The organism is Klebsiella sp. Sb-30 (assembly GCF_057652795.1).
The window spans coordinates 5,224,763-5,248,553 of the sequence record NZ_CM172749.1 but is presented as its reverse complement, the minus strand read 5'-3'; the positions used below and the strand labels follow the sequence as shown (position 1 = coordinate 5,248,553).

Genomic DNA, 23,791 nt, shown 5'->3' with positions numbered 1-23,791 from the left:
GGAGTATCAATGCGCCGCAAAGACCTCTTTGGCGGCGAACAGGCCATTTAAGGCCGCCGGGAATCCGGCATACACCGCCATCTGCATGATGACTTCGATAATCTCCTCCTGCGACAAACCGACGTGCAACCCGGCGGCAATATGCACTTTTAGCTGCGGTGCGGCATTGCCCAGCGCGGTTAAGGCGGCAATGGTGGCGATTTCACGGCTGCGTAAATCGAGCCCCGGGCGGGCGTAAATATCGCCAAACGGGAATTCAATCAGGTAGCGGGCAAAGTCCGGGGCGATGGCCTGCAGGCTTTTGACGACGGCATCGCCGCCTTTACCGTCAACGCGCTGCAACATGTCCAGGCCGGTGGTATAACGCTCGGATGTCATGATCTTTCCTCATAATGATGATGGGTTGGGAAGAAGGTTAGAGGCGTTGATCGGACTTGAGTAATACCCTTTTCGTGATACCTTTCAGGTATGACAAGTTTACGCTTACAGACTCTTGATATTCGCCTGCTGCGCTATTTTGCCGTGGTGGCGGAAGAGAATAATATCAGCCGGGCGGCGCAGCGGTTGTTCATCTCGCAGCCGCCGCTGAGCCGTCATATCCGTCATCTGGAAACGTTGCTGGGCGTGACGCTTTTTGTCCGCCATACCAAAGGGCTGATTCTTACCGCAGAGGGTGAGCGGGTGCTGGAGCTTATTCGTCCGCTTCTGGCGCTGCAGGAGGCGACGCTGAGTGCGCTGGGGCAGCTGTCCGATGACCGGCAGCAGCCCTTACGTCTGGGGCTGACGACTGCCTTCGAACAGGGTATTTTTGCGTCTCTGGAATCGGCGTTGGGTCGCCAGGTCAGGGCGCTCTCCCTCCTTCGCCACTCCTCGCCTGCCCTGGCTCAGCAGGTGCGCAAAGGCAAGCTGGACGCCGCGCTGATTGCGCTGCCGCTGGATGCCGCTGGATTAACGCTTTCTCCTTTGCCCTATCATGAACCGCTGATTGCGGCGCTACCCGCGTCATGGCCGGAATCCGCAATCTCCCGGCTGGTCTTAGAACAGCTGAATCATCGGCCGCTGTTTTGGTTCAGGCGCGAACGTAATCCGGCCTTTTTTGACGCAACCCGGTGCATTTTTGAGCGTATTGGCTACGTGCCGGCGTATGTGGAGGAGCCCGCTGAGCATGACGTACTGCTGGCACGTATCGCACGCGGAGAAGGGATGATTTTGCTGCCGGCATCATTTGCCGCGATACAGCGTCAGGGGGTGGTATTTCATCCGCTGGAGGGGACTCGCTTGCGTTTGTCGCTGGGATTAGTGACGCGACCGGAAGATGAAGCTTTGCGCGCGTGGTTGCTGCCGTTTATTGAGGAATCATTATCTTAGCGTTGAGTTGCATGAATTAATCTCATCTTCACTGAATATTCCTCACTCTTTACGCTGATTTTTCTATTGACGCCTGCTCTCTTTTCCGTCATTTTTACATCTGGACGTCTAAACGTATAGAAGTTCGCAACACAACAAACAATAAAATGCGATTGATGAGGTAAGGTATGAGCTTTTTTCACGCCAATCAGCGGGAAGCCCTGAATCAGAGCCTGGCAGAAGTGCAGGGCCAGATTAATGTGTCCTTTGAATTCTTTCCGCCGCGCACCAGTGAAATGGAGCAAACCTTGTGGAAATCCATCGATCGCTTAAGCAGCCTGAAGCCAAAGTTTGTCTCGGTGACCTATGGCGCCAACTCCGGCGAGCGCGACCGTACTCATAGCATCATAAAGGGGATTAAGGAGCGTACCGGTCTGGAAGCGGCACCGCATCTGACCTGTATTGACGCCAGCCGCGATGAACTGCGCACGATCGCCGAAGACTACTGGAACAACGGTATTCGCCACATCGTTGCCCTGCGCGGCGATCTGCCGCCGGGTAGCGGTAAGCCTGATATGTATGCCGCAGATCTGGTGACGCTGCTGAAAGAGGTCGGGGATTTTGATATCTCCGTTGCGGCCTATCCTGAAGTTCACCCGGAAGCCAAAAGCGCGCAGGCAGATCTGCTGAACCTGAAGCGTAAAGTCGATGCGGGTGCTAACCGCGCGATTACCCAGTTCTTCTTTGATGTTGAAAGCTATCTGCGCTTTCGCGATCGCTGCGTGTCCGCCGGTATCGATGTCGAAATTATTCCAGGCATCCTGCCGGTTTCTAACTTCAAACAGGCGAAAAAGTTTGCCGACATGACTAACGTCCGTATTCCCGTATGGATGTCTAAAATGTTTGAAGGGCTGGATAACGATGCGGAAACTCGTCAGCTGGTGGGGGCGAATATCGCCATGGACATGGTGAAGATTTTAAGCCGTGAAGGGGTGAAGGATTTCCACTTCTACACGCTGAACCGTGCTGAGATGAGCTACGCCATCTGCCATACGCTGGGCGTGCGTCCGGCGGTATAAAAAATGGCCCTCATCGAGGGCCATGTTGTTTTATTCCCACTCGTCCAGAAAACGCTGGCCGTACTGATCGGCGACCAGTAGCGCGGCGTAGACTTCATCAGCGGTCGCGCCGCCGGGCATATTGTGGATAGTTTCTCCCTCTGCGCAGGCCGCTTCCGCGACGGTACGCATTTTGCCGGGAATATCGCCCTTAATATCCAGCTGAGCCAGGGTGAGAGGCAGCCCGACGCTGTGACACAGCGCGGCGACGGTTTCAATCTCTTCCACCGGGGCATTTTCCAGAACCAGCTGCGTCAGTGTCCCGAAGGCGACCTTTTCACCGTGATAGTAGTGATGCGCGTCCGGAATGGCGGTAAGGCCGTTATGGATCGCATGCGCTGCCGCCAGCCCGCCGCTTTCAAAACCAACGCCGCTGAGATAGGTGTTGGCTTCGATAACTTTCTCCAGCGCCGGCGTGACGACATGTTGCTCCGCCGCCAGCATCGCTTTTTCACCTTCTTCAATCAGCGTGTTGTAGCACAGCTCAGCCAGCGCCAGCGCCGCCTGAGTGCATTTGCCCCCGGCCATTGTCGTGGCGCCGCTGCGTGAACAGGCCCGGGCTTCAAACCAGGTGGCCAACGCATCACCGATGCCCGCTGCCAGCAGGCGCGGCGGAGCGCCGGCGACAATTTGCGTATCGACAATCACCATGTTCGGGTTGCGCGGCAGCATCAGATAGCTGTCAAACTCGCCTTCGTCGGTATAGATAACGGAGAGGGCGCTGCAGGGGGCATCCGTTGAGGCAATTGTCGGGGCAATCACTACCGGAAGATTCATAAAGTGGGCTAATGCTTTAGCGGTATCCAGCGTTTTTCCGCCGCCGATTCCCAGCACGGCATTGCAGCGAGCAGCGCCGGCGATTTCACGCAAGCGATTGATTTCATTATGCGAGCATTCACCGCCAAACGGCACGATTTCAGCAGCCAGACCCGCATCGGTCAGGCTTTTACGCAGCTTTTCTTCGGCAAAACCCAGCACAAACTTGTCGCCGACAATGAGCCAGCGTTCGGCCAGCGGTTTGAGATAGTTGCCAAGGCGGGTGATAGCATTCGCACCCTGAATATATTTGCCTGGGGATTGAATAATGCGATCCATTTCGATTCCTCCTGGTTGATCGTGGCGCCGCCCTCTGGCGACGCGACAATCGGGTTACAGGTTCAGATTGCCAAAAGCGTTATTCCAGTCTTGCTCAAACTTCTCTATGGCTGACTCTACCGCAGGGGTGCCGAGCATTTGTTGCGCTACGTCTAAGGGAAGGGTGATAGCTTCACAGCCGGTCAGCAGGCAATCCAGCGCCTGACGCGGAGTTTTAAAGCTGGCGGCCAGCACTTTGCTCCCCGGCGCGTGCTGTTCCAGCAGGGATTGCAGCTCCTGCACCATGCGAATCCCGTCCCCCCCCTGGGCATCGACGCGGTTGACATAAGGGGCAACATATTTTGCCCCCGCCAGCGCTGCCAGCAGCCCCTGCGCGGCGCTATAGACCGCGGTACCCAGCGTCGGGATGCCTTCTTTCTTCAGTAATTTGATAGCGGCGAGGCCTTCAGCGGTGACCGGGATTTTAACCACGATGCCCGGAACGGCATTACTCAACCGTTTGGCTTCCGCCACCATGCCCTCAGCATCGCGACTCATCGTCTGGGCAAACAGCGTTCCATCGGCTCCAATGGCCTTTTGCAGACGCGGGAGAACATCCCAGATCGGCGTTTTGCCTGCGGCGATAATGCTCGGGTTGGTGGTCACTCCGGCCAGCGGATAGATTCGTGCCAGACGTTCAACTTCTGCTACGTTCGCGGTGTCCAGATAGAGTTCCATAGCCTTTCCTCAATTCAGTGATGTTGAGGTAAGGATACGGCTTCTCCTCGGCGGGTCGCCAGATGACAAATTTGCCAAAAACTGGATAAATGTACGCATTGCGGGTAAGGATGATTTAGATCACATTTTCCAGCTATATCTGGCGAACCTGGGCAGGGCGAGCGTAAAAACGCGATGGCTTACTTACAAAAATCTAGTTTCTGCTTAGCGCGGCTTCTCCGTCAGCTGGCTGTGATACTGGCGGCGATACTCGGAGGGAGAACGCTCGGTATTCTTGCGAAACAGACGGCAGAAATAGTTGCTGTCGACAAAACCACAGGCGTGAGCGACATCTTTGATTTTCATGTCGTGGCCTTTTAACAGCATTCGGGCCTGCTCAAGTCGGATGTGATTCAGATACTCGTTAAACCCCATGGGCCCGCATTTCTGGAACAGATGGGAGAGATAGTTTGGCGAGAGATAAAATTCCTGTGCCACCGATTCGCGGGTTAACGGTTCGGCAAAGCGAGCGTCGATGTATTTGCGGATCGCTTCAAAGAGCGCCTGACTTCGGGAGGCGGTTTGCACCTGGCTACCAAGCAGGTCGGCGCAGTGGCTCAGCAGGCTGATAACGATGTATCTCGCGGTGTGTTGTTCCTGCGGTTGCATCTGCATCTCATTGAGCGCCTGGAGCAGGAAGGAGCCGGTCCGGGGGCCGCGGCGCGGTACCTGAAGCCTCTCCTCAACATTCACCATACTGCCGTTCCAGCGCGTCAGGGTGAGCTCTAACTGCTGCTTGCCAAACACAATGCTCAGAACGGTACAGGGCGACTGCCAACGGGGAGAATGCCATCCGCCGGCGTGAATAAACAGCACGTCATGCCGGGACAGCACGGGCGGATCGGCTTTGATACCGGCATCGTGAAGCTGCCCATCAAGCATGATGTCGAGGCGTGGAAAATCCGCCTTCTGCACGTTACCGGAAGCCGGACGGCTGTCGGTGGCAAATCGGATCTGCCGGATCGTCGCCGGGCTTTTGATTAACGCGTCGATGTGCTGATTGAGGTCGGTATCCATTCTTGCTCCGTAGAAGGCGCCACATTTTTATCATACCGGACAGCGTGGAAAGGGTAAAAGCAGAGGGTAATGAAGGGGAATCGTATTGCAGATTATACATGATATGTTATATCGTAACATAACATTGCAAATGTTAACTCAGGAGAGAGTGATGACCAAAAAGATTTCTGCCCTTGCGCTGGGGGTTGGCATGCTGTTAGCCAGTGCTCAGACCTTTGCTCACGGCCACCATAGCCATGGCCCCGCGTTAACGGAGGCGGAGGTGAAGGCCAGCGAGGGTATTTTTGCCGATGCCGACGTTAAAGATCGGGCGCTGAGCGACTGGGATGGGATCTGGCAGTCGGTGAATCCGTATCTGCTGAAGGGGGATTTGGATCCGGTGCTGGAGCAAAAAGCCAAAAAAGCGGGCGGCAAGAGCGTGGCGGAATATCGGGAATATTATAAGAAAGGGTATGCCACCGATGTGGACCAGATTGGGATCGAAGATAACGTGATGGAGTTCCACGTTGGCAAAACCGTTAATGCCTGTAAATACACCTATTCCGGCTATAAGATCCTGACCTATGCTTCCGGCAAGAAAGGCGTGCGTTACCTGTTCGAATGTCAGCAGGCGGAATCAAAAGCGCCGAAATTTGTTCAGTTCAGCGATCATATTATCGCACCGCGTAAATCACAGCATTTCCATATCTTCATGGGCAATGACTCGCAGGAGGCCCTACTGAAAGAGATGGATAACTGGCCGACGTATTATCCTTATGCTCTGCATAAAGAGCAGATTGTCGACGAAATGCTGCACCATTAATAAAAATCCCCGGCCGCGTGATGCGGACCGGGGAAAGCGTAACCGGATCGGGCGCGATCCGGTTTTTTCCCGGTAAATATCGTCTTACCGGGAACGGCTGATAAATTAGCCCGTGTTGCGCATACCTGCGGCAACGCCCGCGATGGTGACCATCAGCGCTTGTTCGACGCGCGGATCCGGCTCTTTACCTTCTTCTTCCGCCAGACGCGAACGGTGCAGCAGTTCTGCCTGCAGGACGTTCAGCGGGTCGGTATAGATGTTACGCAGCTGGATAGATTCGGCGATCCACGGCAGGTCGGCCATCAGGTGGGAGTCGTTTGCAATATCGAGCACCACTTTGATCCCGTTGGACAGCAGCTCACGCAGCTCCGCGCCCAGTTTCCATAGCTCCGGTTTCACCAGACGCTGATCGTAGTATTCCGCCAGCCACAGGTCAGCCTTCGAGAACACCATTTCCAGCATGCCCAGACGGGTAGAGAAGAACGGCCAGTCGCGACACATGGTTTCCAGCTCGCTCTGCTTGCCATCTTCTACCACTTTTTGCAGCGCGGTACCTGCGCCCAGCCAGGCCGGCAACATCAGGCGGTTCTGGGTCCAGGCGAAAATCCATGGAATAGCGCGCAGGGACTCGACGCCACCGGTGGCGCGACGTTTTGCCGGACGCGAGCCGAGCGGCAGTTTGCCCAGTTCCTGCTCCGGCGTTGCGGAGCGGAAATAAGGGACAAAGTCTTTATTTTCACGCACGTAGCCACGATACATGTCACAAGAGATGTCCGACAGCTCGGCCATGATGTGACGCCATTCCGGTTTGGGTTCCGGCGGCGGCAGCAGGTTGGCCTCCAGGACTGCGCTGGTGTACAGCGACAGACTGCTGATGGTGACTTCCGGCAGACCGTATTTAAAGCGGATCATCTCGCCCTGTTCCGTCACGCGCAGGCCGCCTTTCAGGCTTCCCGGAGGCTGAGAAAGCAGCGCCGCGTGCGCCGGGGCGCCGCCGCGACCGATAGAGCCGCCGCGTCCGTGGAACAGCGTCAGTTCAATACCGGCTTTTTCGCAGGTTTTGATCAACGCATCCTGCGCCTGGTATTGCGCCCAGGACGCGGCCATCACGCCGGCATCTTTCGCCGAATCGGAGTAGCCGATCATGACCATCTGTTTGCCCTGAATAAAGCCGCGATACCAGTCGATGTTCAGCAGCTGGGTCATTACGTCATTGGCGTTGTTCAGATCGTCCAGGGTTTCAAACAGCGGTGCAACCGGCAGAGCAAAGCCGATACCGGACTCTTTCAGCAGCAGGTGAACCGCCAGCACATCGGATGGCGTCTTCGCCATGGAGATCACGTAAGCGGCGATGGATCCGTGCGGCGCTTCGGCGATCACCCGGCAGGTATCGAGCACTTCGCGGGTTTCATTGCTTGGCTCCCACTGACGTGGCAGCAGCGGGCGTTTGGAGTTCAGTTCGCGGATCAGGAAGGCCTGTTTGTCGGCTTCTGACCAGCTTTCGTAATCACCGATGCCGAGATAGCGGGTCATCTCCCCCAGCGCTTCGGTATGGCGGGTGCTTTCCTGACGAATATCGATACGCACGAGCGGTACGCCGAACGATTTCACGCGGCGCAGGGTATCGAGCAGTTCGCCGTTGGCGATAATGCCCATGCCGCAGGACTGTAGCGACTTATAGCAGGCATAAAGCGGTTCCCACAGCTGTTCGTTCTGGGTAATCAGGCCGACAGGTTTCGGCAGCTTCTGTCCTTTCAGGCGAGCTTCCAGCCAGGCCTGGGTTTCCATCAGCTGGGTACGCAGTTTTTTCATCAGATAACGATACGGTTCCTGCGCGCCTTCCGCACCGGCCAGCTCCCGCAGTTCGTCGGTACATTCGACCATCGACAGTTCGGAAATCAGCAGCTGAATATCTTTCAGGAACAGGTCGGTGGCTTTCCAGCGGCTCAGCAGCAGCACCTGACGGGTGATATCGGCGGTCACATTAGGGTTACCGTCGCGGTCACCACCCATCCAGGAGGTGAAGCGCACCGGTACAAAGTCAACCGGCAGCTGATAGTTGAGGTTCTCTTCCAGCTGTTCATTCAGCTCGCGCAGGTAGTTTGGTACCCCTTCCCACAGGCTGTTTTCAACAACGGCAAAACCCCATTTCGCTTCATCAACCGGGGTCGGGCGGTACTTACGGATTTCATCCGTATGCCATGACTGGGCGATCAGCTGGCGCAGACGGCGCATCAGCTGATGGTGTTCGTAATCCGCGATATCTTTATTATCAAGCTGCTTCAGGCAGTTGTTCACTTCCACCATTTTGTGGATCAGCGTACGGCGGGTGATCTCGGTGGGGTGAGCGGTTAACACCAGCTCCAGAGACAGGGACTCCACCGCTTTTTTAATGGTGTCTTCGTTGAGATGAGGTTGGTCTTTGAGTTTTCTCAGGGTGCGGGCAATCACTTCCGGATTGCTGGCCGCTTCGCCGTTTGGCGAAATACTGTGGTACTGCTCCGCCGTATTCGCCAGGTTCAGGAACTGGCTGAAGGCGCGAGCGACCGGCAGCAGCTCGTCGTTGGACAAGTTTTGCAGCGTGGTGAGCAATTCCTGGCGATTGGCTTCATTGCCGGCGCGAGAAGACTTGGACAATTTACGGATAGTTTCGACACGATCAAGAATGTTCTCTCCCAGTGCATCCTTGATGGTATCGCCTAGCACCTTACCGAGCATACTGACATTACTACGCAAAGCGGAATATTGTTCGTTCATGTTACCCCAGACACCCCATCTCATTTTATTTTGTTATACCCGGCACTCTGCAACGTTGAGCGGCGGATAAGCAGCCGTCTTTTATAAAGCCACGTAAAAACCCCCACGTCAATTGTTGCGAAATCGCTTCAGCAAACGAATAAATGGCGGCAATTTGCGAAATTTAACTCAGACGTCGCTTGATAAGCGTTGCTTATGGAAATGTGACCAGAATCACCGTCCCGCCCCAGGAAAAGGGGCGGGATCCGCTGGCTTTTAGTGCCAGCAGAAATGGTGGACAACCTGCGTAATCAGCTCACGGGTCGGCTTGATAAAGCGGGTTTCCAGATATTCATCCGGCTGGTGGGCCTGATTAATAGAGCCTGGACCTAAAACCAGCGTCGGGCAGAGCGTCTGAATAAACGGCGCTTCGGTGCAGTAGTTCACGACTTCAGTTTGTGCGCCGAGTAGCTTTTCAACGACCTGGACCAGCCGGTGGTCCGGCGGGCATTCGTAACCCGGAATCGGCGGATGCAGCTCGGAGACGGTCAGGCGACCCGGCCAGCGTTCGCTAACCGGTGCCAGCGCTTCATCCAGCAGTCCGTTGAGATCGTTGAGCGTCATGCCCGGAAGCGGGCGAATATCCATATGCAGCTCGCAGCAGGCGCAGATTCGGTTTGACGCGTCGCCGCCATGGATAGCCCCGAGGTTGAGCGTCGGATAGGGTACGGTGAAGGCATCGTAGTGATAGCGCTCTTTCAGCGAGTCGCGCAGCTGCATGATGCGACCAATGGCATCGTGCATCAGCTCAATGGCGTTGACGCCGCGCGCCGGATCGCTGGAGTGGCCGGACTGCCCCTGGATACGGATGGCGTTGGACATATGGCCTTTGTGCGCGCGTACCGGCTGCAGAGAGGTTGGTTCGCCGATGATGGCGCAATCCGGGCGTAGCAGGGTCGTTTCGGCAAAGTAACGGGCGCCGGCCATGCTGGTCTCTTCATCGGCGGTAGCCAGGATGTAGAGCGGCTTTTTCAGCTTACTGACATCGACATCGCGCAGTGCATCAAGAATAAAGGCAAAAAAGCCTTTCATGTCGGCGGTGCCGAGGCCGTACAGCTTGTTTTCGTGCTCGGTGAGGGTGAAAGGATCGCGGGTCCAGCGGCCGTCATCAAAGGGAACGGTATCCGTATGGCCGGCGAGAAGCAGGCCGCCAGCGCCGTGGCCGGTACTGGCCAGCATATTGAATTTGTTGCGCGTATCTGGCACCGGCTGCACTTCGACATTGAAGCCGATTTCGCGGAACCAGCCGGCGAGTAAATTGATTAAAGTCTCATTACTTTGATCCAGCGCCTCTTCGGTTGCGCTGATGGAAGGTGTGGCGATCAATGCGCGGTAAATCTCGATAAAGGGTGGTAAATTGTTTTTCATTGTTGACACACCTCGGGTCATGATAGTATCAATATTCATGCAGTATTAGTGAATAAAAATACATTATCGTTGAGCGTAAGAAAACCCATAAAATGTAGGGAAAGTGCTTACGGCTTAACAGGGTGAGGAAGAGAAATGCTTCCTGGACAAATATGACGTAAGAAGGTGAAGAGCCCCGATGTTGAAGACGCTGATTGTGGGTGCCAGCGGTTATGCCGGCGCAGAGCTAGTGACCTATGTAAATCGCCATCCTCATATGACCATAACCGCTTTGACGGTCTCCGCGCAAAGCAATGATGCAGGGAAATCAATTTCCGATTTGCATCCGCAGCTGAAAGGCATTGTGGATTTACCGCTGCAGCCGATGTCAGATATCAGCGAATTTAGCGCCGGGGTGGATGTCGTCTTCCTCGCTACCGCCCATGAAGTGAGCCACGAGCTGGCGCCGCAGTTCCTTGCCGCAGGCTGCGTGGTGTTCGACTTATCCGGCGCCTTCCGCGTAAATGACGGTGCGTTCTACGAAAAATATTACGGCTTTACTCATCAGCATCCGGCCCTGCTTGAGCAGGCGGTATATGGCCTGGCAGAGTGGAGCGTCGACAAACTGAAAGAGGCGAATCTGGTCGCCGTACCGGGCTGCTATCCAACGGCGGCTCAGCTGTCGCTGAAGCCGTTGATCGATGCGGACCTGCTGGATCTTACCCAGTGGCCGGTGATCAACGCCACCAGCGGCGTCAGCGGTGCGGGACGTAAAGCGGCCATCGGCAATAGCTTCTGTGAAGTCAGTCTGCAGCCGTATGGCGTGTTCAACCATCGTCACCACCCGGAAATCTCGACCCATCTTGGCGCAGAGGTGATTTTTACGCCTCATCTCGGCAACTTTAAACGTGGGATTCTGGAAACCATTACCTGCCGCCTGAAGCCGGGCGTCAGCAAAGAGCAGGTTGCCGGTGTGTTCCAGCAGGCGTATGCCGATAAGCCATTGGTACGTTTATACGATAAAGGCGTGCCCGCATTGAAAAACGTCGTAGGTCTGCCATTCTGTGATATCGGTTTTGCGGTTCAGGACCAGCATATCATCGTGGTGGCGGCGGAAGATAACCTGCTGAAAGGCGCGGCAGCACAGGCAGTACAGTGCGCGAATATTCGTTTCGGCTTCGCTGAAACGCAGTCTCTTATTTAAGGTGTGATGATGAACCCATTAATTATCAAACTCGGCGGCGTTTTACTCGACAGCGAAGAAGCGCTGGAGCGTCTGTTTACCGCGCTGGTCAATTATCGTGAAACGCATCATCGCCCGCTGGTTATTGTTCACGGCGGCGGCTGTGTGGTGGATGAGCTGATGAAGCAGCTCAACCTGCCGGTGAACAAGAAAAACGGTCTGCGGGTGACGCCTGCGGATCAGATCGACATTATTACCGGTGCGCTGGCGGGAACCGCGAATAAGACGCTGCTGGCATGGGCGAAGAAACACCATATTATGTCCGTTGGCCTTTTCCTTGGCGATGGTGATAGCGTGAAGGTCACTCAGCTTGATGAAGATCTGGGCCACGTTGGCCTGGCGCAGCCGGGATCGCCGGCGCTGATTAACACCCTGCTGGCCGGCGGCTACCTGCCGGTAGTCAGTTCGATCGGCGTGACCGATGAAGGAGAGCTGATGAACGTGAATGCTGACCAGGCGGCCACTGCGCTGGCGGCGACCCTCGGCGCGGATCTGATTCTGCTTTCCGATGTCAGCGGTATTCTCGATGGTAAAGGCCAGCGCATCGCGGAGATGACCGCGGCGAAGGCGGAGCAGCTGATCGAACAAGGCATTATCACTGACGGCATGATCGTCAAGGTGAATGCCGCGCTGGATGCGGCGCGCGCGCTGGGACGCCCGGTGGATATCGCCTCCTGGCGTCACGCGGAACAGCTGCCGGCATTATTTAATGGCACGCCTATCGGCACGCGTATTCTGGCTTAATATTTCATGCCCGGCGGCGTATTGCTGGCCGGGCCTACAAGACTGTAGGTCGGGTTAGCGAAGCGTCACCCGGCAGAACTAAACGAATTTAAGGAAAATGGTTATGGCACTTTGGGGCGGGCGTTTTACTCAGGCAGCAGATCAGCGGTTCAAGCAGTTCAACGACTCTTTGCGCTTCGACTATCGCCTGGCGGAGCAGGATATCGTTGGCTCTGTTGCCTGGTCTAAAGCGCTGGTGACGGTGGGCGTTCTGAGTGCCGCTGAGCAGCAGCAGCTGGAAGAGGCGCTCAGCGTGCTGCTGGAAGAGGTGCGGGCGAATCCGCAGCAAATTCTTGCAAGCGATGCGGAAGATATCCACAGCTGGGTGGAAGGTAAACTGATCGACAAAGTGGGCCAGCTGGGTAAAAAATTGCATACCGGGCGGAGCCGTAACGATCAGGTCGCAACCGACCTGAAGCTGTGGTGTAAAGATACCGTTGCGGAGCTACTCTCTGCGAACCGCCAGCTGCAAAGCGCGCTGGTGGATACGGCGCAGAACAACCAGGATGCCGTTATGCCGGGTTATACCCACCTGCAGCGTGCGCAGCCGGTGACGTTCGCCCACTGGTGCCTGGCCTACGTTGAGATGCTGGCGCGGGATGAAAGCCGCCTGCAGGATACCCTTAAGCGTCTGGACGTCAGCCCTCTGGGCTGCGGTGCGCTGGCGGGTACCGCCTATGATATCGATCGCGAGCAGCTGGCTGACTGGCTGGGTTTTGCTTCGGCGACCCGCAATAGCCTGGACAGCGTTTCTGACCGTGACCACGTACTGGAGCTGCTCTCCGATGCGTCGATTGGCATGGTTCACCTGTCACGTTTCGCCGAAGATCTGATTTTCTTTAATACGGGCGAAGCCGGTTTTATTGAATTATCCGATCGCGTTACCTCCGGTTCCTCGCTGATGCCACAGAAAAAGAATCCGGATGCGCTCGAACTTATCCGCGGAAAATGTGGCCGTGTTCAGGGTGCCCTGACCGGAATGATGATGACTCTGAAAGGTCTGCCGCTGGCCTACAATAAAGATATGCAGGAAGACAAAGAAGGGCTGTTCGACGCGCTCGATACCTGGCTTGACTGCCTGCATATGGCGACGCTGGTGCTGGATGGTATTCAGGTCAAGCGTCCGCGTTGTGAAGAGGCGGCGCAGCAGGGCTACGCAAATGCGACCGAACTGGCGGATTATCTGGTTGCAAAAGGCGTACCGTTCCGTGAAGCGCACCATATTGTCGGGGAAGCGGTTGTTGAAGCGATCGCCCAGGGCAAACCGCTGGAAGATCTGGCGCTGGCCGACCTGCAGAAGTTTAGCAGCGTGATTGCCGACGATGTCTATCCGATTCTGTCGCTGCAGTCTTGTCTGGATAAGCGCTCGGCAAAAGGCGGCGTCTCGCCGAAGCAGGTTGCCCAGGCGATTGCTGACGCGAAACAGCGTCTGGTGTAAATCCTCGCCGCTCCTGAATGATTCCAGTGGGATGAGTGAGAAAAGAGGCTCGGGCTATGTCCGGGCTTTTTTATGCAAAAAAAAGCGGACACAAGGTCCGCAAAAGTTCACGTTGGCTTTAGTTATCTGGTCAGGGAATATGCTGAGGCAATGTCGTGATTTTCTGACTTTTGCCTCGTTTCTGGGTTTATTATTGAACAGAAAACTTGATAGGGATAATCGTTCGTTGCTATGCTATCTATCGCCATGAACTATCATGGCGACGGAGGATGAATAATGAATATTCGCGATCTTGAATACCTGGTTGCGCTAGCCGAGCACCGCCACTTCCGGCGCGCGGCGGACTCCTGCCACGTCAGCCAACCCACGCTTAGCGGACAAATTCGCAAGCTGGAGGATGAACTTGGGGTCATGTTGCTGGAGCGCACCAGCCGTAAGGTTCTGTTTACCCAGGCCGGACTGTTGCTGGTGGATCAGGCGCGTACCGTGTTACGCGAAGTCAAAGTGCTCAAGGAAATGGCAAGTCAACAGGGTGAAACCATGTCCGGGCCGCTGCATATTGGCCTGATTCCGACCATTGGTCCTTACCTGTTGCCACAAATCATACCGATGCTGCACCAGACGTTTCCCAAGCTGGAAATGTACCTGCATGAAGCCCAAACGCATCAGCTGCTGGCCCAGCTGGACAGCGGCAAGCTGGACTGCGCGATCCTCGCGCTGGTGAAAGAGAGCGAGGCCTTTATCGAGGTGCCGCTGTTTGACGAGCCGATGATGCTGGCAATCTACGAAGATCACCCGTGGGCAAATCGCGATCGCGTGCCGATGTCCGATTTGGCCGGGGAGAAGCTGCTGATGCTGGAAGATGGCCACTGCCTGCGCGATCAGGCGATGGGGTTCTGTTTTGAGGCCGGTGCGGATGAAGATACGCATTTCCGCGCGACCAGTCTCGAAACGCTGCGTAACATGGTGGCCGCAGGCAGCGGGATCACGCTGCTGCCGGCGTTAGCGGTGCCGCAGGAGAGAAAACGCGATGGCGTGGTCTATATTCCGTGCATTAAGCCGGAACCGAGACGAACGATCGGGTTGGTTTACCGCCCCGGTTCCCCGCTGCGCAGCCGCTACGAACATCTGGCGGAGGCCATCCGCAGCACCATGGATGGCCATTTCGACAAAGCGTTAAAACAGGCGGTTTAAGCCGTTTAGCGCGGCAACCCGATAGGCTTCCGCCATGGTCGGGTAGTTAAAGGTGGTGTTGACGAAGTACTCAATGGTGTTGCCACCACCTTTTTGCTCCATAATCGCCTGGCCGATATGAATAATCTCGGCCGCGCGCTCGCCAAAGCAATGAATCCCAAGGATCTCTTTCGTTTCCCGATGGAACAGGATCTTCAGCGTGCCCACGCTCATGCCGACGATTTGCGCCCGTGCCAGATGTTTAAACTGCGCGCGGCCCACTTCGTACGGTACCTTCATGGCGGTCAGCTGCTGCTCGGTTTTACCGACGGAGCTGATTTCCGGGATGGTATAGATGCCGGTGGGGATATCCTCGATCAGATGGGCAGAAGCCTCACCTTTAATCAGCGCCTGCGCGGCGATGCGACCCTGATCGTAAGCGGCTGATGCCAGACTTGGATAACCGATGACGTCGCCTACGGCATAGATATGTGGCAGCGCGGTCTGATACATGCTGTTGACCTTGAGCTGACCGCGGCTATCGGTTTTCAGACCAATATTTTCCAGTGCCAGGGAATCGGTGTTACCGGTACGCCCGTTGGCGTACAGCAGGCAATCTGCTTTTAGTTTTTTACCCGATTTCAAATGCATGATCACGCCGTCATCAACGCCTTCAATCTTCTCGTACTCTTCGTTGTGGCGAATAACCACACCGCTGTTCCAGAAGTGGTAGGAGAGGGAGTCGGACATCTCCTGATCGAGGAATGCCAGCAGACGATCGCGGGTATTTATCAGGTCCACTTTGACTTCCATACCGCGGAAAATGGACGCGTACTCACAGCCAATCACCCCGGCACCATAGATAATGACGTGGCGGGGCTCGTGCTGCAGGCTGAGAATAGAATCGCTGTCGTAAAGGCGCGGGTGGGAAAAGTCGACATCAGCCGGATGATACGGACGGGAGCCGCAGGCGATGACGAATTTCTCCGCGGTGATCGTTTCGACGGTGCCGTCGTGACATTCCAGGGCGAGCGTGTGTTCATCAACAAAGTGCGCGTTGCCCTGCAATATTTCGCAGTGGTTGCGCTCATAGAAACCCTGACGCATATGGGTCTGCTGGTTAATGACGCTGTCGGCATGGTTAAGAATGTCGGCGAAGGAAGAACGAAGAAGACGGGAATGGTCGCTGTAGAGAGGGTTTTGGTTAAACTCGATAATACGACTGACGGCATGGCGGAGGGCTTTCGACGGGATGGTACCCCAGTGGGTACAGCCGCCGCCGACGTTATGATAGCGCTCAATAACGGCGACGCGCGCTCCCTGTTTAACCAGTCCCATCGCAGCACCTTCACCGCCAGGGCCGGAACCAATCACTATTGCATCATAATCCCAAGAGTGTGACATGGCATTACTCACCTGTTTTATACATAAAATAAACACGATGATAACATTCGCCGGGCTTTAACCCAATTATCGTTGTGCTTTTTTGCGGCATAAAAGCAGATTCGGCTCGTAAACAATCATTCACAAACCTGGCTAAACCGATTAGTTTTAATCTCTGGTATAGTGCCAACAGGTCTATTGGAAGGATTCAGACATCGTGATGGGCGTAAGAGCGCTACAAAAAGAGAAAACCCGACGTTCGCTGGTCGAGGCCGCATTCAGCCAGCTGAGCGCTGAGCGGAGTTTCGCCAGCTTGAGTTTGCGCGAAGTTGCGCGCGAGGCGGGGATTGCACCAACGTCCTTTTATCGCCATTTTCGCGATGTTGACGAACTCGGTCTGACGATGGTCGACGAGAGCGGGCTCATGCTACGTCAGCTGATGCGTCAGGCGCGGCAGCGTATCGCCAAAGGCGGCAGCGTGATTCGCACCTCTGTCTCCACATTCATGGAATTTATAGGTAATAACCCAAACGCTTTCCGTCTGTTGTTGCGGGAACGTTCTGGCACATCCGCGGCGTTTCGTGCCGCCGTGGCGCGTGAAATTCAACATTTCATCGCGGAACTTGCCGATTATTTAGAAATCGAAAACCATATGCCGCGCGCCTTTACCGAAGCGCAGGCTGAAGCTATGGTCACTATCGTTTTCAGCGCGGGCGCTGAGGCGCTGGACGTCAGTCCTGAACAGCGTCGGCAGCTGGAAGAGCGACTGGTACTGCAGCTCAGAATGATCTCGAAAGGCGCGTATTACTGGTATCGCCGCGAACAAGAAAAAATGTCAAATCATTCCGAATAACGTGAAGGACGAGCAATGAAACACTCAGTTCAAGATAAAGGTACGCTGCTGCTGGCGCTGATCGCTGGTTTATCCATTAATGGAACCTTCGCCGCGCTGTTCAGCTCGATTGTTCCCTTTTCCATCTTCCCGGTTCTGTCTTTGCTGCTGACAGTTTACTGTCTGCATCAGCGCTACCAGAACCGCAGTATGCCCGTGGGGCTGCCAGGCCTGGCGGCGGCCTGCTTTATTCTCGGCGTTCTGCTGTATAGCACCGTGGTACGCGCGGAATATCCGGACATCGGCTCCAATTTCTTCCCGGCCGTGCTGTCGGTGATTACCGTGTTCTGGATCGGCTACCGGATTCGTAACCGGAAGGATGCGGCGGCAGAGTAACCGCTTAACGCCAGAACCCGGCAAGTATCGTGGGGCCGGGTTCTGTAAAAATCGCCTACTTGCGGGTTAATAAGACGCCGCACTCCATATGATGGGTGTACGGGAACTGATCGAACAGCGCCAGACGCGTGACGTCATGGGTCTGGCTTAAGGTTTCCAGATTCTGGCACAGGGTCTCCGGATTACAGGAGATGTACAGAATACGCGGGTACGCCTGCACCATCTTCTCGGTTTCACTATCCAGCCCGCTGCGCGGCGGATCGACAAAAATCGTCTCACACTGATAGCTTTTCAGGTCAATACCCTGCAGACGATTAAACTCCCGGACACCGTTCATGGCCTGCGTAAACTCTTCCGCCGACATACGGATAATCTGCACGTTATCAATATGGTTAGCCGCAATGTTGTACTGCGCTGCCGCGACCGACGGTTTGGCGATTTCCGTTGCCAGTACGCGATCGAAGTTGCGCGCCAGGGCCAGCGAGAAGTTACCATTGCCGCAGTACAGTTCCAGTAAATCTCCCGTCGCCTCTTTGGTGGCGTCCAGCGCCCACTCCAGCATCTGGATATTCATGGCGGCATTCGGCTGAGTGAAGCTGTTTTCTACCTGGCGGTAGATCATTTCGCGACCGGCAACCGGCAGACTCTCATCGATGTAATCTTGATCGAGCTCGATTTTGGTTTTGGTGGCCCGGCCAATCAGATGCACGTTGAGGTTTTTCGCGCGCAGCGCATCGCGCAGGATCTCGGCCTGCTGGCGCCACTCATCGTCGAGTTTTTTGTGGTACAGCAGCGATACCACGGCCTGGTTGCTCAGGGTCGTCAGATAATCGACCTGGAACAGTTTATGGCGCAGAACCGGGTTATCGCGCACGCCGTCAAGAATCTCGACCATCAGTTGATTGATGAGCTCACTTGCCGCCGGGAAGCTATCGACGCGAATCCGGGATTTCGTCTGCTGATCGAACATGATGTGGTACAGGTCGTCACCGTCATGCCACAGGCGGAATTCAGCACGCATACGATAATGACTTACCGGCGAACGAAACACCTCCGGAACCGGCGCGGCAAAAGGCACCATCATTTTTTGCAGACGGACGACTTTTTCTGCCAGCTGCGCTTCATATTGTTCGGTCGGAAGGTGTTCTGGGGTCATGATGCATCCTGAATAAAATAAGTACGCGGGGATTGTAGGGAAAGCGTTGGGGATGTCCAGCCCGGAGAAGGGATCAAATATAATTATAGAAGTCTGGACATCTATATGTTTCTAATTATAGCATTGTGTAACCGGTCCTGTGAGTTAAAAGGGAACCCAGTGCAAATCTGGGGCTGACGCGCAGCGGTAAGGAAGGTGGGATGAACGCATTATGCAGACACTGCCGATGTCAGGTGGGAAGTCCTCATCCATAACACGCCCCAAGCCCGAAGACCTGCCGGAATACGTCGCATTTGGTTTCTATCATCGCGTGCTACTGATGAAACCAGCGGCATCCTTTATATGTTACGGATGCTTTTACAATGATTAAAAAAGCTTCGCTGATGACGGCTCTCTCCGTCACGGCATTTTCCGGCTGGGCGCAAGACAGCAATTCAGATACGTTAGTGGTGACAGCAAATCGTTTTCAACAGCCGGTCAACACGGTTCTTGCACCGACCGACGTAGTTACCCGGGAAGATATCGATCGCTGGCAGGCGAAGGATTTGAATGACGTTATGCGTCGACTGCCTGGGGTGGATATTGCCCAGAATGGGGGGATGGGACAGAGCTCTTCTTTATTTGTCCGCGGGACCGAGGCCAAACAGGTTCTGGTGCTGATCGATGGCGTTCCCATGCCGCGCCCCGGTATTACAAACAACCCTGACCTCAATCAAATACCGCTTTCTCTGGTACAACGCGTGGAATACATCCGCGGCCCGCGTTCGGCTATTTATGGTTCCGGCGCGATGGGCGGCGTAATTAACGTCATCACCCATTCTGATAAAGAAGAATCTAAGGTCACCGCAGGCGTCGGTTCTGAAGGCTATCAGCAATACGACGGCACGCTTCGCCATCGTTTCGGTGATACGGTGGCGACGGTCGCCGGTTCCTATGAGGGCAACAAGGGCTTTAACGTTCAGCCTGACTCGAGCTGGTCTCACGATCAGGATCGCGATGGTTTCCGCAGCAAAGCGTTCTGGGGCGGTCTTGAACATAAATTTAACGATAATCTGAATGGCTTCTTCCGCGGGCGTAGCTATACCAATAATAGCGATTACGATCTGGGAAGCCCGCCATACAGCCCTGCCTACAGTGCAGATGAAGAGCAGCTCTATAACCAGAGCTGGGACGCGGGCCTGGCATTCAGCTCCGGGATCTACTCTTCACAACTGATTGCCAGCTACCAGAAGGTCAAAGACTACAACTACAGCAGCATATACGGCCGGTACAATGATGGTACGACGCTCGATCGGATGACTCAGCGTAACCTGCAGTGGGGCAATAACGTTATTGTTGGCCACGGTTCGGTGAGCGCCGGCGTCGACTGGCAACAGCAGCGGCTGACCTCGTCGGATACGGTCATATCGGATACCTACAAGCGTGATAACACCGGCCTGTATCTGACCGGTCAGCAGCAGTTTGGCGATGTGACGCTTGAAGCGTCCGGTCGCGAAGACCATGACGAGCAGTTTGGCTGGCACGGGACCTGGCAGACCACCGCCGGTTGGGAGTTTGTGGAAAACTATCGCGTGACCCTCGGCTATGGTACCGGCTTCCTCGCGCCTTCACTGGGACAGCAGTTTGGTTCGACCCGTTTTGGTATCAGTTCAAATCCGAACCTGAAACCTGAAGAGTCCCAACAATGGGAAGCCGGACTTGACGGTCTCACCGGCCCGCTGGACTGGCGCCTGTCTGCGTATCACTACAAGATCACCAATCTGATTACCTATTACTCGGATCCTGTCACCTATGAAGGCGAGTATGACAATATCAATGCCGCAACCATTAAAGGTGTTGAGTGGACCGGTAATATCGACACCGGCATTTTCAGCCACCGCGTCACGTTGCAGTACGTCGACCCGCGTAATGATGACAATGGTGAAGTCCTGGCCAGACGCTCTAAGCGACAGGCGAAGTACCAGGTGGACTGGACGATGTTCAACGTCGATATGGATGTATCGTGGCAGTATTACGGTAAACGCTACGATAACAACACGTCTCAGTACAATAATACGCAGCGCATTTTGCCAAGCTACAGCACGCTTGATGTATCTGCCGCGTATCCGATCACCGATCGCCTGACAGTTCGTGGTAAAATAGCTAACCTGTTCGATAAAGATTACGAGACAGCTTATGGCTACCAAACTGCAGGACGAGAATACTACTTGTCTGGCAGCTACACCTTCTGATCCACGTCCCACCGTGCTGGTGTTTGACTCCGGCGTCGGTGGGTTGTCGGTTTATCATGAGATTCGGCAGCTGCTGCCGAATCTGCATTACATCTACGCTTTCGATAACGTGGCTTTTCCTTACGGGGAGAAGAGTGAAGAATTCATCGTTGAACGCGTGCTCGAAATCGTCACTGCCGTTCAACAACGTTATCCGCTGGCGCTGGCCGTCATTGCCTGTAACACCGCCAGCACGGTCTCTCTTCCCGCCCTTCGTGAAAAATTCGCCTTTCCTGTTGTGGGCGTCGTCCCGGCGATTAAGCCTGCGGCCCGCTTGACGGCGAATGGCGTCGTCGGCCTGCTGGCGACGCGCGGTACGGTCAAACGCCCCTATACGCGTGAGCTGATCAGCCGCTTTGCGAATGAATGCAAAATAGAGATGCTGGGCTCCGCGGAGCTGGTCGAGCTGGCGGAAGCGAAGCTGCACGGCGAACCGGTCCCGCTGGAGGAGTTGCGGCGTATTCTGCGCCCGTGGCTGCGAATGGCGGAGCCGCCTGATACGGTGGTGCTGGGCTGCACGCATTTTCCTCTTTTACAGGAAGAGCTGCAGCAGGTGCTGCCGGAAGGTACCCGGATGATTGATTCCGGTGCTGCGATTGCTCGTCGTACCGTCTGGCTGCTGGAACATGAGGCGCCAGATGCGAAATCCAGTGACCCGAATATGGCTTATTGCATGGCGCTGACGGCAGAAACTGAACAACTTTTACCCGTTTTACAGCGTTACGGCTTTGAGAAGCTCGAAAAACTGCCACTTTAATGGCGTTTTGCACAAAAAAGAGACGGTTGAAAAGTTTTTTTAAAACAGGGCTTGTCAACGTCTCAGAACTCCCTATAATGCGCCTCCACTGACACGGAACAACGGCTTACAGGCCGCCGGGTTAGCGGGGTTCAGCGATGAACGCCAACAGATAAAAGCAAAAATAAATGCTTGACTCTGAATGAGGAAAACGTATTATACGGGACCTCGCGACAGAGCGCTCAGCGCCGTCGCACTGCTCTTTAACAATTTATCAGACAATCTGTGTGGGCACTCAAAGTGACATGGATTCTTAACGTCCTCGGACGAAAAATGAATACCAAGTCTCTGAGTGAACACGTAATTCATTACGAAGTTTAATTCACGAGCATCAAACTTAAATTGAAGAGTTTGATCATGGCTCAGATTGAACGCTGGCGGCAGGCCTAACACATGCAAGTCGAGCGGTAGCACAGAGAGCTTGCTCTCGGGTGACGAGCGGCGGACGGGTGAGTAATGTCTGGGAAACTGCCTGATGGAGGGGGATAACTACTGGAAACGGTAGCTAATACCGCATAACGTCGCAAGACCAAAGTGGGGGACCTTCGGGCCTCATGCCATCAGATGTGCCCAGATGGGATTAGCTAGTAGGTGGGGTAATGGCTCACCTAGGCGACGATCCCTAGCTGGTCTGAGAGGATGACCAGCCACACTGGAACTGAGACACGGTCCAGACTCCTACGGGAGGCAGCAGTGGGGAATATTGCACAATGGGCGCAAGCCTGATGCAGCCATGCCGCGTGTATGAAGAAGGCCTTCGGGTTGTAAAGTACTTTCAGCGAGGAGGAAGGCGTTAAGGTTAATAACCTTAGCGATTGACGTTACTCGCAGAAGAAGCACCGGCTAACTCCGTGCCAGCAGCCGCGGTAATACGGAGGGTGCAAGCGTTAATCGGAATTACTGGGCGTAAAGCGCACGCAGGCGGTCTGTTAAGTCAGATGTGAAATCCCCGGGCTCAACCTGGGAACTGCATTTGAAACTGGCAGGCTTGAGTCTTGTAGAGGGGGGTAGAATTCCAGGTGTAGCGGTGAAATGCGTAGAGATCTGGAGGAATACCGGTGGCGAAGGCGGCCCCCTGGACAAAGACTGACGCTCAGGTGCGAAAGCGTGGGGAGCAAACAGGATTAGATACCCTGGTAGTCCACGCTGTAAACGATGTCGACTTGGAGGTTGTTCCCTTGAGGAGTGGCTTCCGGAGCTAACGCGTTAAGTCGACCGCCTGGGGAGTACGGCCGCAAGGTTAAAACTCAAATGAATTGACGGGGGCCCGCACAAGCGGTGGAGCATGTGGTTTAATTCGATGCAACGCGAAGAACCTTACCTACTCTTGACATCCAGAGAACTTAGCAGAGATGCTTTGGTGCCTTCGGGAACTCTGAGACAGGTGCTGCATGGCTGTCGTCAGCTCGTGTTGTGAAATGTTGGGTTAAGTCCCGCAACGAGCGCAACCCTTATCCTTTGTTGCCAGCGGTTCGGCCGGGAACTCAAAGGAGACTGCCAGTGATAAACTGGAGGAAGGTGGGGATGACGTCAAGTCATCATGGCCCTTACGAGTAGGGCTACACACGTGCTACAATGGCATATACAAAGAGAAGCGACCTCGCGAGAGCAAGCGGACCTCATAAAGTATGTCGTAGTCCGGATTGGAGTCTGCAACTCGACTCCATGAAGTCGGAATCGCTAGTAATCGTAGATCAGAATGCTACGGTGAATACGTTCCCGGGCCTTGTACACACCGCCCGTCACACCATGGGAGTGGGTTGCAAAAGAAGTAGGTAGCTTAACCTTCGGGAGGGCGCTTACCACTTTGTGATTCATGACTGGGGTGAAGTCGTAACAAGGTAACCGTAGGGGAACCTGCGGTTGGATCACCTCCTTACCTGAAAGAACCTGCCTTTGTAGTGCTCACACAGATTGTCTGATGAAAAGTAAATAGCAAGGCGTCTTGCGATTGAGACTTCAGTGTCCCCTTCGTCTAGAGGCCCAGGACACCGCCCTTTCACGGCGGTAACAGGGGTTCGAATCCCCTAGGGGACGCCACTT

The 23,791-nt window shown here is 55.0% G+C and carries 19 protein-coding genes, 1 tRNA gene, 1 rRNA gene and 1 riboswitch; of the genes, 13 read left to right on the top strand and 8 right to left on the bottom strand.

The genetic code is table 11. The annotated features are described in order from the left end of the window. Positions 1–6: 6 nt before the first annotated feature. Positions 7–378, bottom strand: a complete 372-nt coding sequence (locus AC236I_RS24520) for a carboxymuconolactone decarboxylase family protein (protein WP_004869411.1) — start codon at positions 376–378, stop codon at positions 7–9. A 90-nt stretch (positions 379–468) separates the two neighbouring features. Between AC236I_RS24520 and AC236I_RS24515 the strand changes: the two genes are divergently transcribed. Continuing rightward, on the top strand, positions 469–1,368 hold the full coding sequence (locus AC236I_RS24515) for a LysR family transcriptional regulator (protein ID WP_182952106.1): 900 nt from the start codon (positions 469–471) through the stop codon (positions 1,366–1,368). Between the two features lie 167 nt (positions 1,369–1,535). Then, a complete protein-coding gene (metF, locus tag AC236I_RS24510; RefSeq protein WP_004869418.1) occupies positions 1,536–2,426 on the top strand; it encodes a methylenetetrahydrofolate reductase in 891 nt (296 codons plus the stop codon). Between the two features lie 30 nt (positions 2,427–2,456). Here metF and gldA read toward each other — a convergent pair whose 3' ends face one another. From gldA to AC236I_RS24495, 3 genes are all read right to left on the bottom strand, one after another. Beyond that, positions 2,457–3,560 (bottom strand): bifunctional L-1,2-propanediol dehydrogenase/glycerol dehydrogenase, encoded by a 1,104-nt coding sequence (gldA, locus tag AC236I_RS24505; protein WP_032724973.1) that lies wholly within the window; start codon positions 3,558–3,560, stop codon positions 2,457–2,459. 54 nt (positions 3,561–3,614) lie between these two features. Continuing rightward, positions 3,615–4,277, bottom strand: coding sequence for a fructose-6-phosphate aldolase (gene fsa, locus AC236I_RS24500; protein WP_004869426.1), 663 nt, complete (start codon positions 4,275–4,277; stop codon positions 3,615–3,617). A gap of 204 nt (positions 4,278–4,481) precedes the next feature. After that, positions 4,482–5,333: a helix-turn-helix transcriptional regulator gene (locus AC236I_RS24495; RefSeq protein ID WP_182952105.1), complete on the bottom strand. Its 852-nt coding sequence runs from the start codon at positions 5,331–5,333 to the stop codon at positions 4,482–4,484. A gap of 151 nt (positions 5,334–5,484) precedes the next feature. On the opposite strand from AC236I_RS24495, the gene zinT reads away from it, so the two are divergent. After that, complete coding sequence (zinT, locus tag AC236I_RS24490) at positions 5,485–6,135, top strand: metal-binding protein ZinT (protein ID WP_015585425.1); 651 nt, start codon at positions 5,485–5,487, stop codon at positions 6,133–6,135. A 105-nt stretch (positions 6,136–6,240) separates the two neighbouring features. Here the strand turns inward: zinT and ppc are convergent, their stop codons facing one another. Continuing rightward, a complete protein-coding gene (gene ppc, locus AC236I_RS24485) occupies positions 6,241–8,892 on the bottom strand; it encodes a phosphoenolpyruvate carboxylase (RefSeq protein WP_004869440.1) in 2,652 nt (883 codons plus the stop codon). Between the two features lie 255 nt (positions 8,893–9,147). Continuing rightward, positions 9,148–10,299 carry an acetylornithine deacetylase gene (gene argE / locus AC236I_RS24480; RefSeq protein ID WP_004869442.1) on the bottom strand — a complete coding sequence of 384 codons (1,152 nt, stop codon included), beginning with the start codon at positions 10,297–10,299 and terminating at the stop codon, positions 9,148–9,150. 178 nt (positions 10,300–10,477) lie between these two features. Here argE and argC point away from each other — a divergent pair, with 178 nt between their 5' ends. The 4 genes from argC (at position 10,478) to oxyR (ending at position 14,936) form a co-directional block, all read left to right on the top strand. Next, on the top strand, positions 10,478–11,482 hold the full coding sequence (gene argC / locus AC236I_RS24475) for an N-acetyl-gamma-glutamyl-phosphate reductase (RefSeq protein WP_097358185.1): 1,005 nt from the start codon (positions 10,478–10,480) through the stop codon (positions 11,480–11,482). 6 nt (positions 11,483–11,488) lie between these two features. Next, entirely contained in the window at positions 11,489–12,265 is a 777-nt protein-coding gene (argB, locus tag AC236I_RS24470) for an acetylglutamate kinase (RefSeq protein ID WP_088402725.1), read from the top strand. Between the two features lie 103 nt (positions 12,266–12,368). Continuing rightward, a complete protein-coding gene (gene argH, locus AC236I_RS24465; protein WP_015585423.1) occupies positions 12,369–13,742 on the top strand; it encodes an argininosuccinate lyase in 1,374 nt (457 codons plus the stop codon). Between the two features lie 276 nt (positions 13,743–14,018). Beyond that, a complete protein-coding gene (gene oxyR / locus AC236I_RS24460) occupies positions 14,019–14,936 on the top strand; it encodes a DNA-binding transcriptional regulator OxyR (protein WP_004869452.1) in 918 nt (305 codons plus the stop codon). On the opposite strand, the gene sthA is transcribed toward oxyR, so the two are convergent. Next, on the bottom strand, positions 14,919–16,319 hold the full coding sequence (gene sthA / locus AC236I_RS24455; protein ID WP_004869456.1) for a Si-specific NAD(P)(+) transhydrogenase: 1,401 nt from the start codon (positions 16,317–16,319) through the stop codon (positions 14,919–14,921). The two genes, oxyR and sthA, sit on opposite strands and share 18 nt — an antisense overlap. A 196-nt stretch (positions 16,320–16,515) precedes the next feature. Between sthA and fabR the strand changes: the two genes are divergently transcribed. Beyond that, complete coding sequence (gene fabR, locus AC236I_RS24450; RefSeq protein WP_004869459.1) at positions 16,516–17,151, top strand: HTH-type transcriptional repressor FabR; 636 nt, start codon at positions 16,516–16,518, stop codon at positions 17,149–17,151. A gap of 15 nt (positions 17,152–17,166) precedes the next feature. Next, positions 17,167–17,526, top strand: coding sequence for a YijD family membrane protein (locus tag AC236I_RS24445; protein WP_004869462.1), 360 nt, complete (start codon positions 17,167–17,169; stop codon positions 17,524–17,526). Positions 17,527–17,581: 55 nt separating this feature from the next. Here the strand turns inward: AC236I_RS24445 and trmA are convergent, their stop codons facing one another. Beyond that, positions 17,582–18,682 carry a tRNA (uridine(54)-C5)-methyltransferase TrmA gene (trmA, locus tag AC236I_RS24440; RefSeq protein ID WP_137056176.1) on the bottom strand — a complete coding sequence of 367 codons (1,101 nt, stop codon included), beginning with the start codon at positions 18,680–18,682 and terminating at the stop codon, positions 17,582–17,584. A gap of 115 nt (positions 18,683–18,797) precedes the next feature. Beyond that, a riboswitch (cobalamin riboswitch) is annotated at positions 18,798–18,977 on the top strand. A 67-nt stretch (positions 18,978–19,044) separates the two neighbouring features. Here trmA and btuB point away from each other — a divergent pair. The 4 genes from btuB to AC236I_RS24420 all read left to right on the top strand — a co-directional run bounded on the left by btuB (position 19,045) and on the right by AC236I_RS24420 (position 23,788). Next, a complete protein-coding gene (gene btuB, locus AC236I_RS24435; RefSeq protein WP_004869468.1) occupies positions 19,045–20,913 on the top strand; it encodes a TonB-dependent vitamin B12 receptor BtuB in 1,869 nt (622 codons plus the stop codon). Beyond that, positions 20,858–21,709 carry a glutamate racemase gene (gene murI / locus AC236I_RS24430; RefSeq protein ID WP_004869471.1) on the top strand — a complete coding sequence of 284 codons (852 nt, stop codon included), beginning with the start codon at positions 20,858–20,860 and terminating at the stop codon, positions 21,707–21,709. Before btuB ends, murI begins: the two co-directional genes overlap by 56 nt. A 378-nt stretch (positions 21,710–22,087) precedes the next feature. Continuing rightward, a 16S ribosomal RNA gene (locus tag AC236I_RS24425) occupies positions 22,088–23,627 on the top strand. An 85-nt stretch (positions 23,628–23,712) separates the two neighbouring features. After that, positions 23,713–23,788 (top strand) — tRNA-Glu (locus AC236I_RS24420). Positions 23,789–23,791 lie beyond the last annotated feature (3 nt).

Coding starts and splice junctions, on each gene's coding strand:
- fsa (WP_004869426.1), bottom strand. CDS start 4,277: ATGGAACTCTATCTGGACACCGCGAACGTAGCAGAAGTTGAACGTCTG.
- metF (WP_004869418.1), top strand. CDS start 1,536: ATGAGCTTTTTTCACGCCAATCAGCGGGAAGCCCTGAATCAGAGCCTG.
- argE (WP_004869442.1), bottom strand. CDS start 10,299: ATGAAAAACAATTTACCACCCTTTATCGAGATTTACCGCGCATTGATC.
- trmA (WP_137056176.1), bottom strand. CDS start 18,682: ATGACCCCAGAACACCTTCCGACCGAACAATATGAAGCGCAGCTGGCA.
- zinT (WP_015585425.1), top strand. CDS start 5,485: ATGACCAAAAAGATTTCTGCCCTTGCGCTGGGGGTTGGCATGCTGTTA.
- argH (WP_015585423.1), top strand. CDS start 12,369: ATGGCACTTTGGGGCGGGCGTTTTACTCAGGCAGCAGATCAGCGGTTC.
- argC (WP_097358185.1), top strand. CDS start 10,478: ATGTTGAAGACGCTGATTGTGGGTGCCAGCGGTTATGCCGGCGCAGAG.
- AC236I_RS24515 (WP_182952106.1), top strand. CDS start 469: ATGACAAGTTTACGCTTACAGACTCTTGATATTCGCCTGCTGCGCTAT.
- sthA (WP_004869456.1), bottom strand. CDS start 16,319: ATGTCACACTCTTGGGATTATGATGCAATAGTGATTGGTTCCGGCCCT.
- AC236I_RS24445 (WP_004869462.1), top strand. CDS start 17,167: ATGAAACACTCAGTTCAAGATAAAGGTACGCTGCTGCTGGCGCTGATC.
- gldA (WP_032724973.1), bottom strand. CDS start 3,560: ATGGATCGCATTATTCAATCCCCAGGCAAATATATTCAGGGTGCGAAT.
- AC236I_RS24520 (WP_004869411.1), bottom strand. CDS start 378: ATGACATCCGAGCGTTATACCACCGGCCTGGACATGTTGCAGCGCGTT.
- murI (WP_004869471.1), top strand. CDS start 20,858: ATGGCTACCAAACTGCAGGACGAGAATACTACTTGTCTGGCAGCTACA.
- argB (WP_088402725.1), top strand. CDS start 11,489: ATGATGAACCCATTAATTATCAAACTCGGCGGCGTTTTACTCGACAGC.
- ppc (WP_004869440.1), bottom strand. CDS start 8,892: ATGAACGAACAATATTCCGCTTTGCGTAGTAATGTCAGTATGCTCGGT.
- btuB (WP_004869468.1), top strand. CDS start 19,045: ATGATTAAAAAAGCTTCGCTGATGACGGCTCTCTCCGTCACGGCATTT.
- AC236I_RS24495 (WP_182952105.1), bottom strand. CDS start 5,333: ATGGATACCGACCTCAATCAGCACATCGACGCGTTAATCAAAAGCCCG.
- oxyR (WP_004869452.1), top strand. CDS start 14,019: ATGAATATTCGCGATCTTGAATACCTGGTTGCGCTAGCCGAGCACCGC.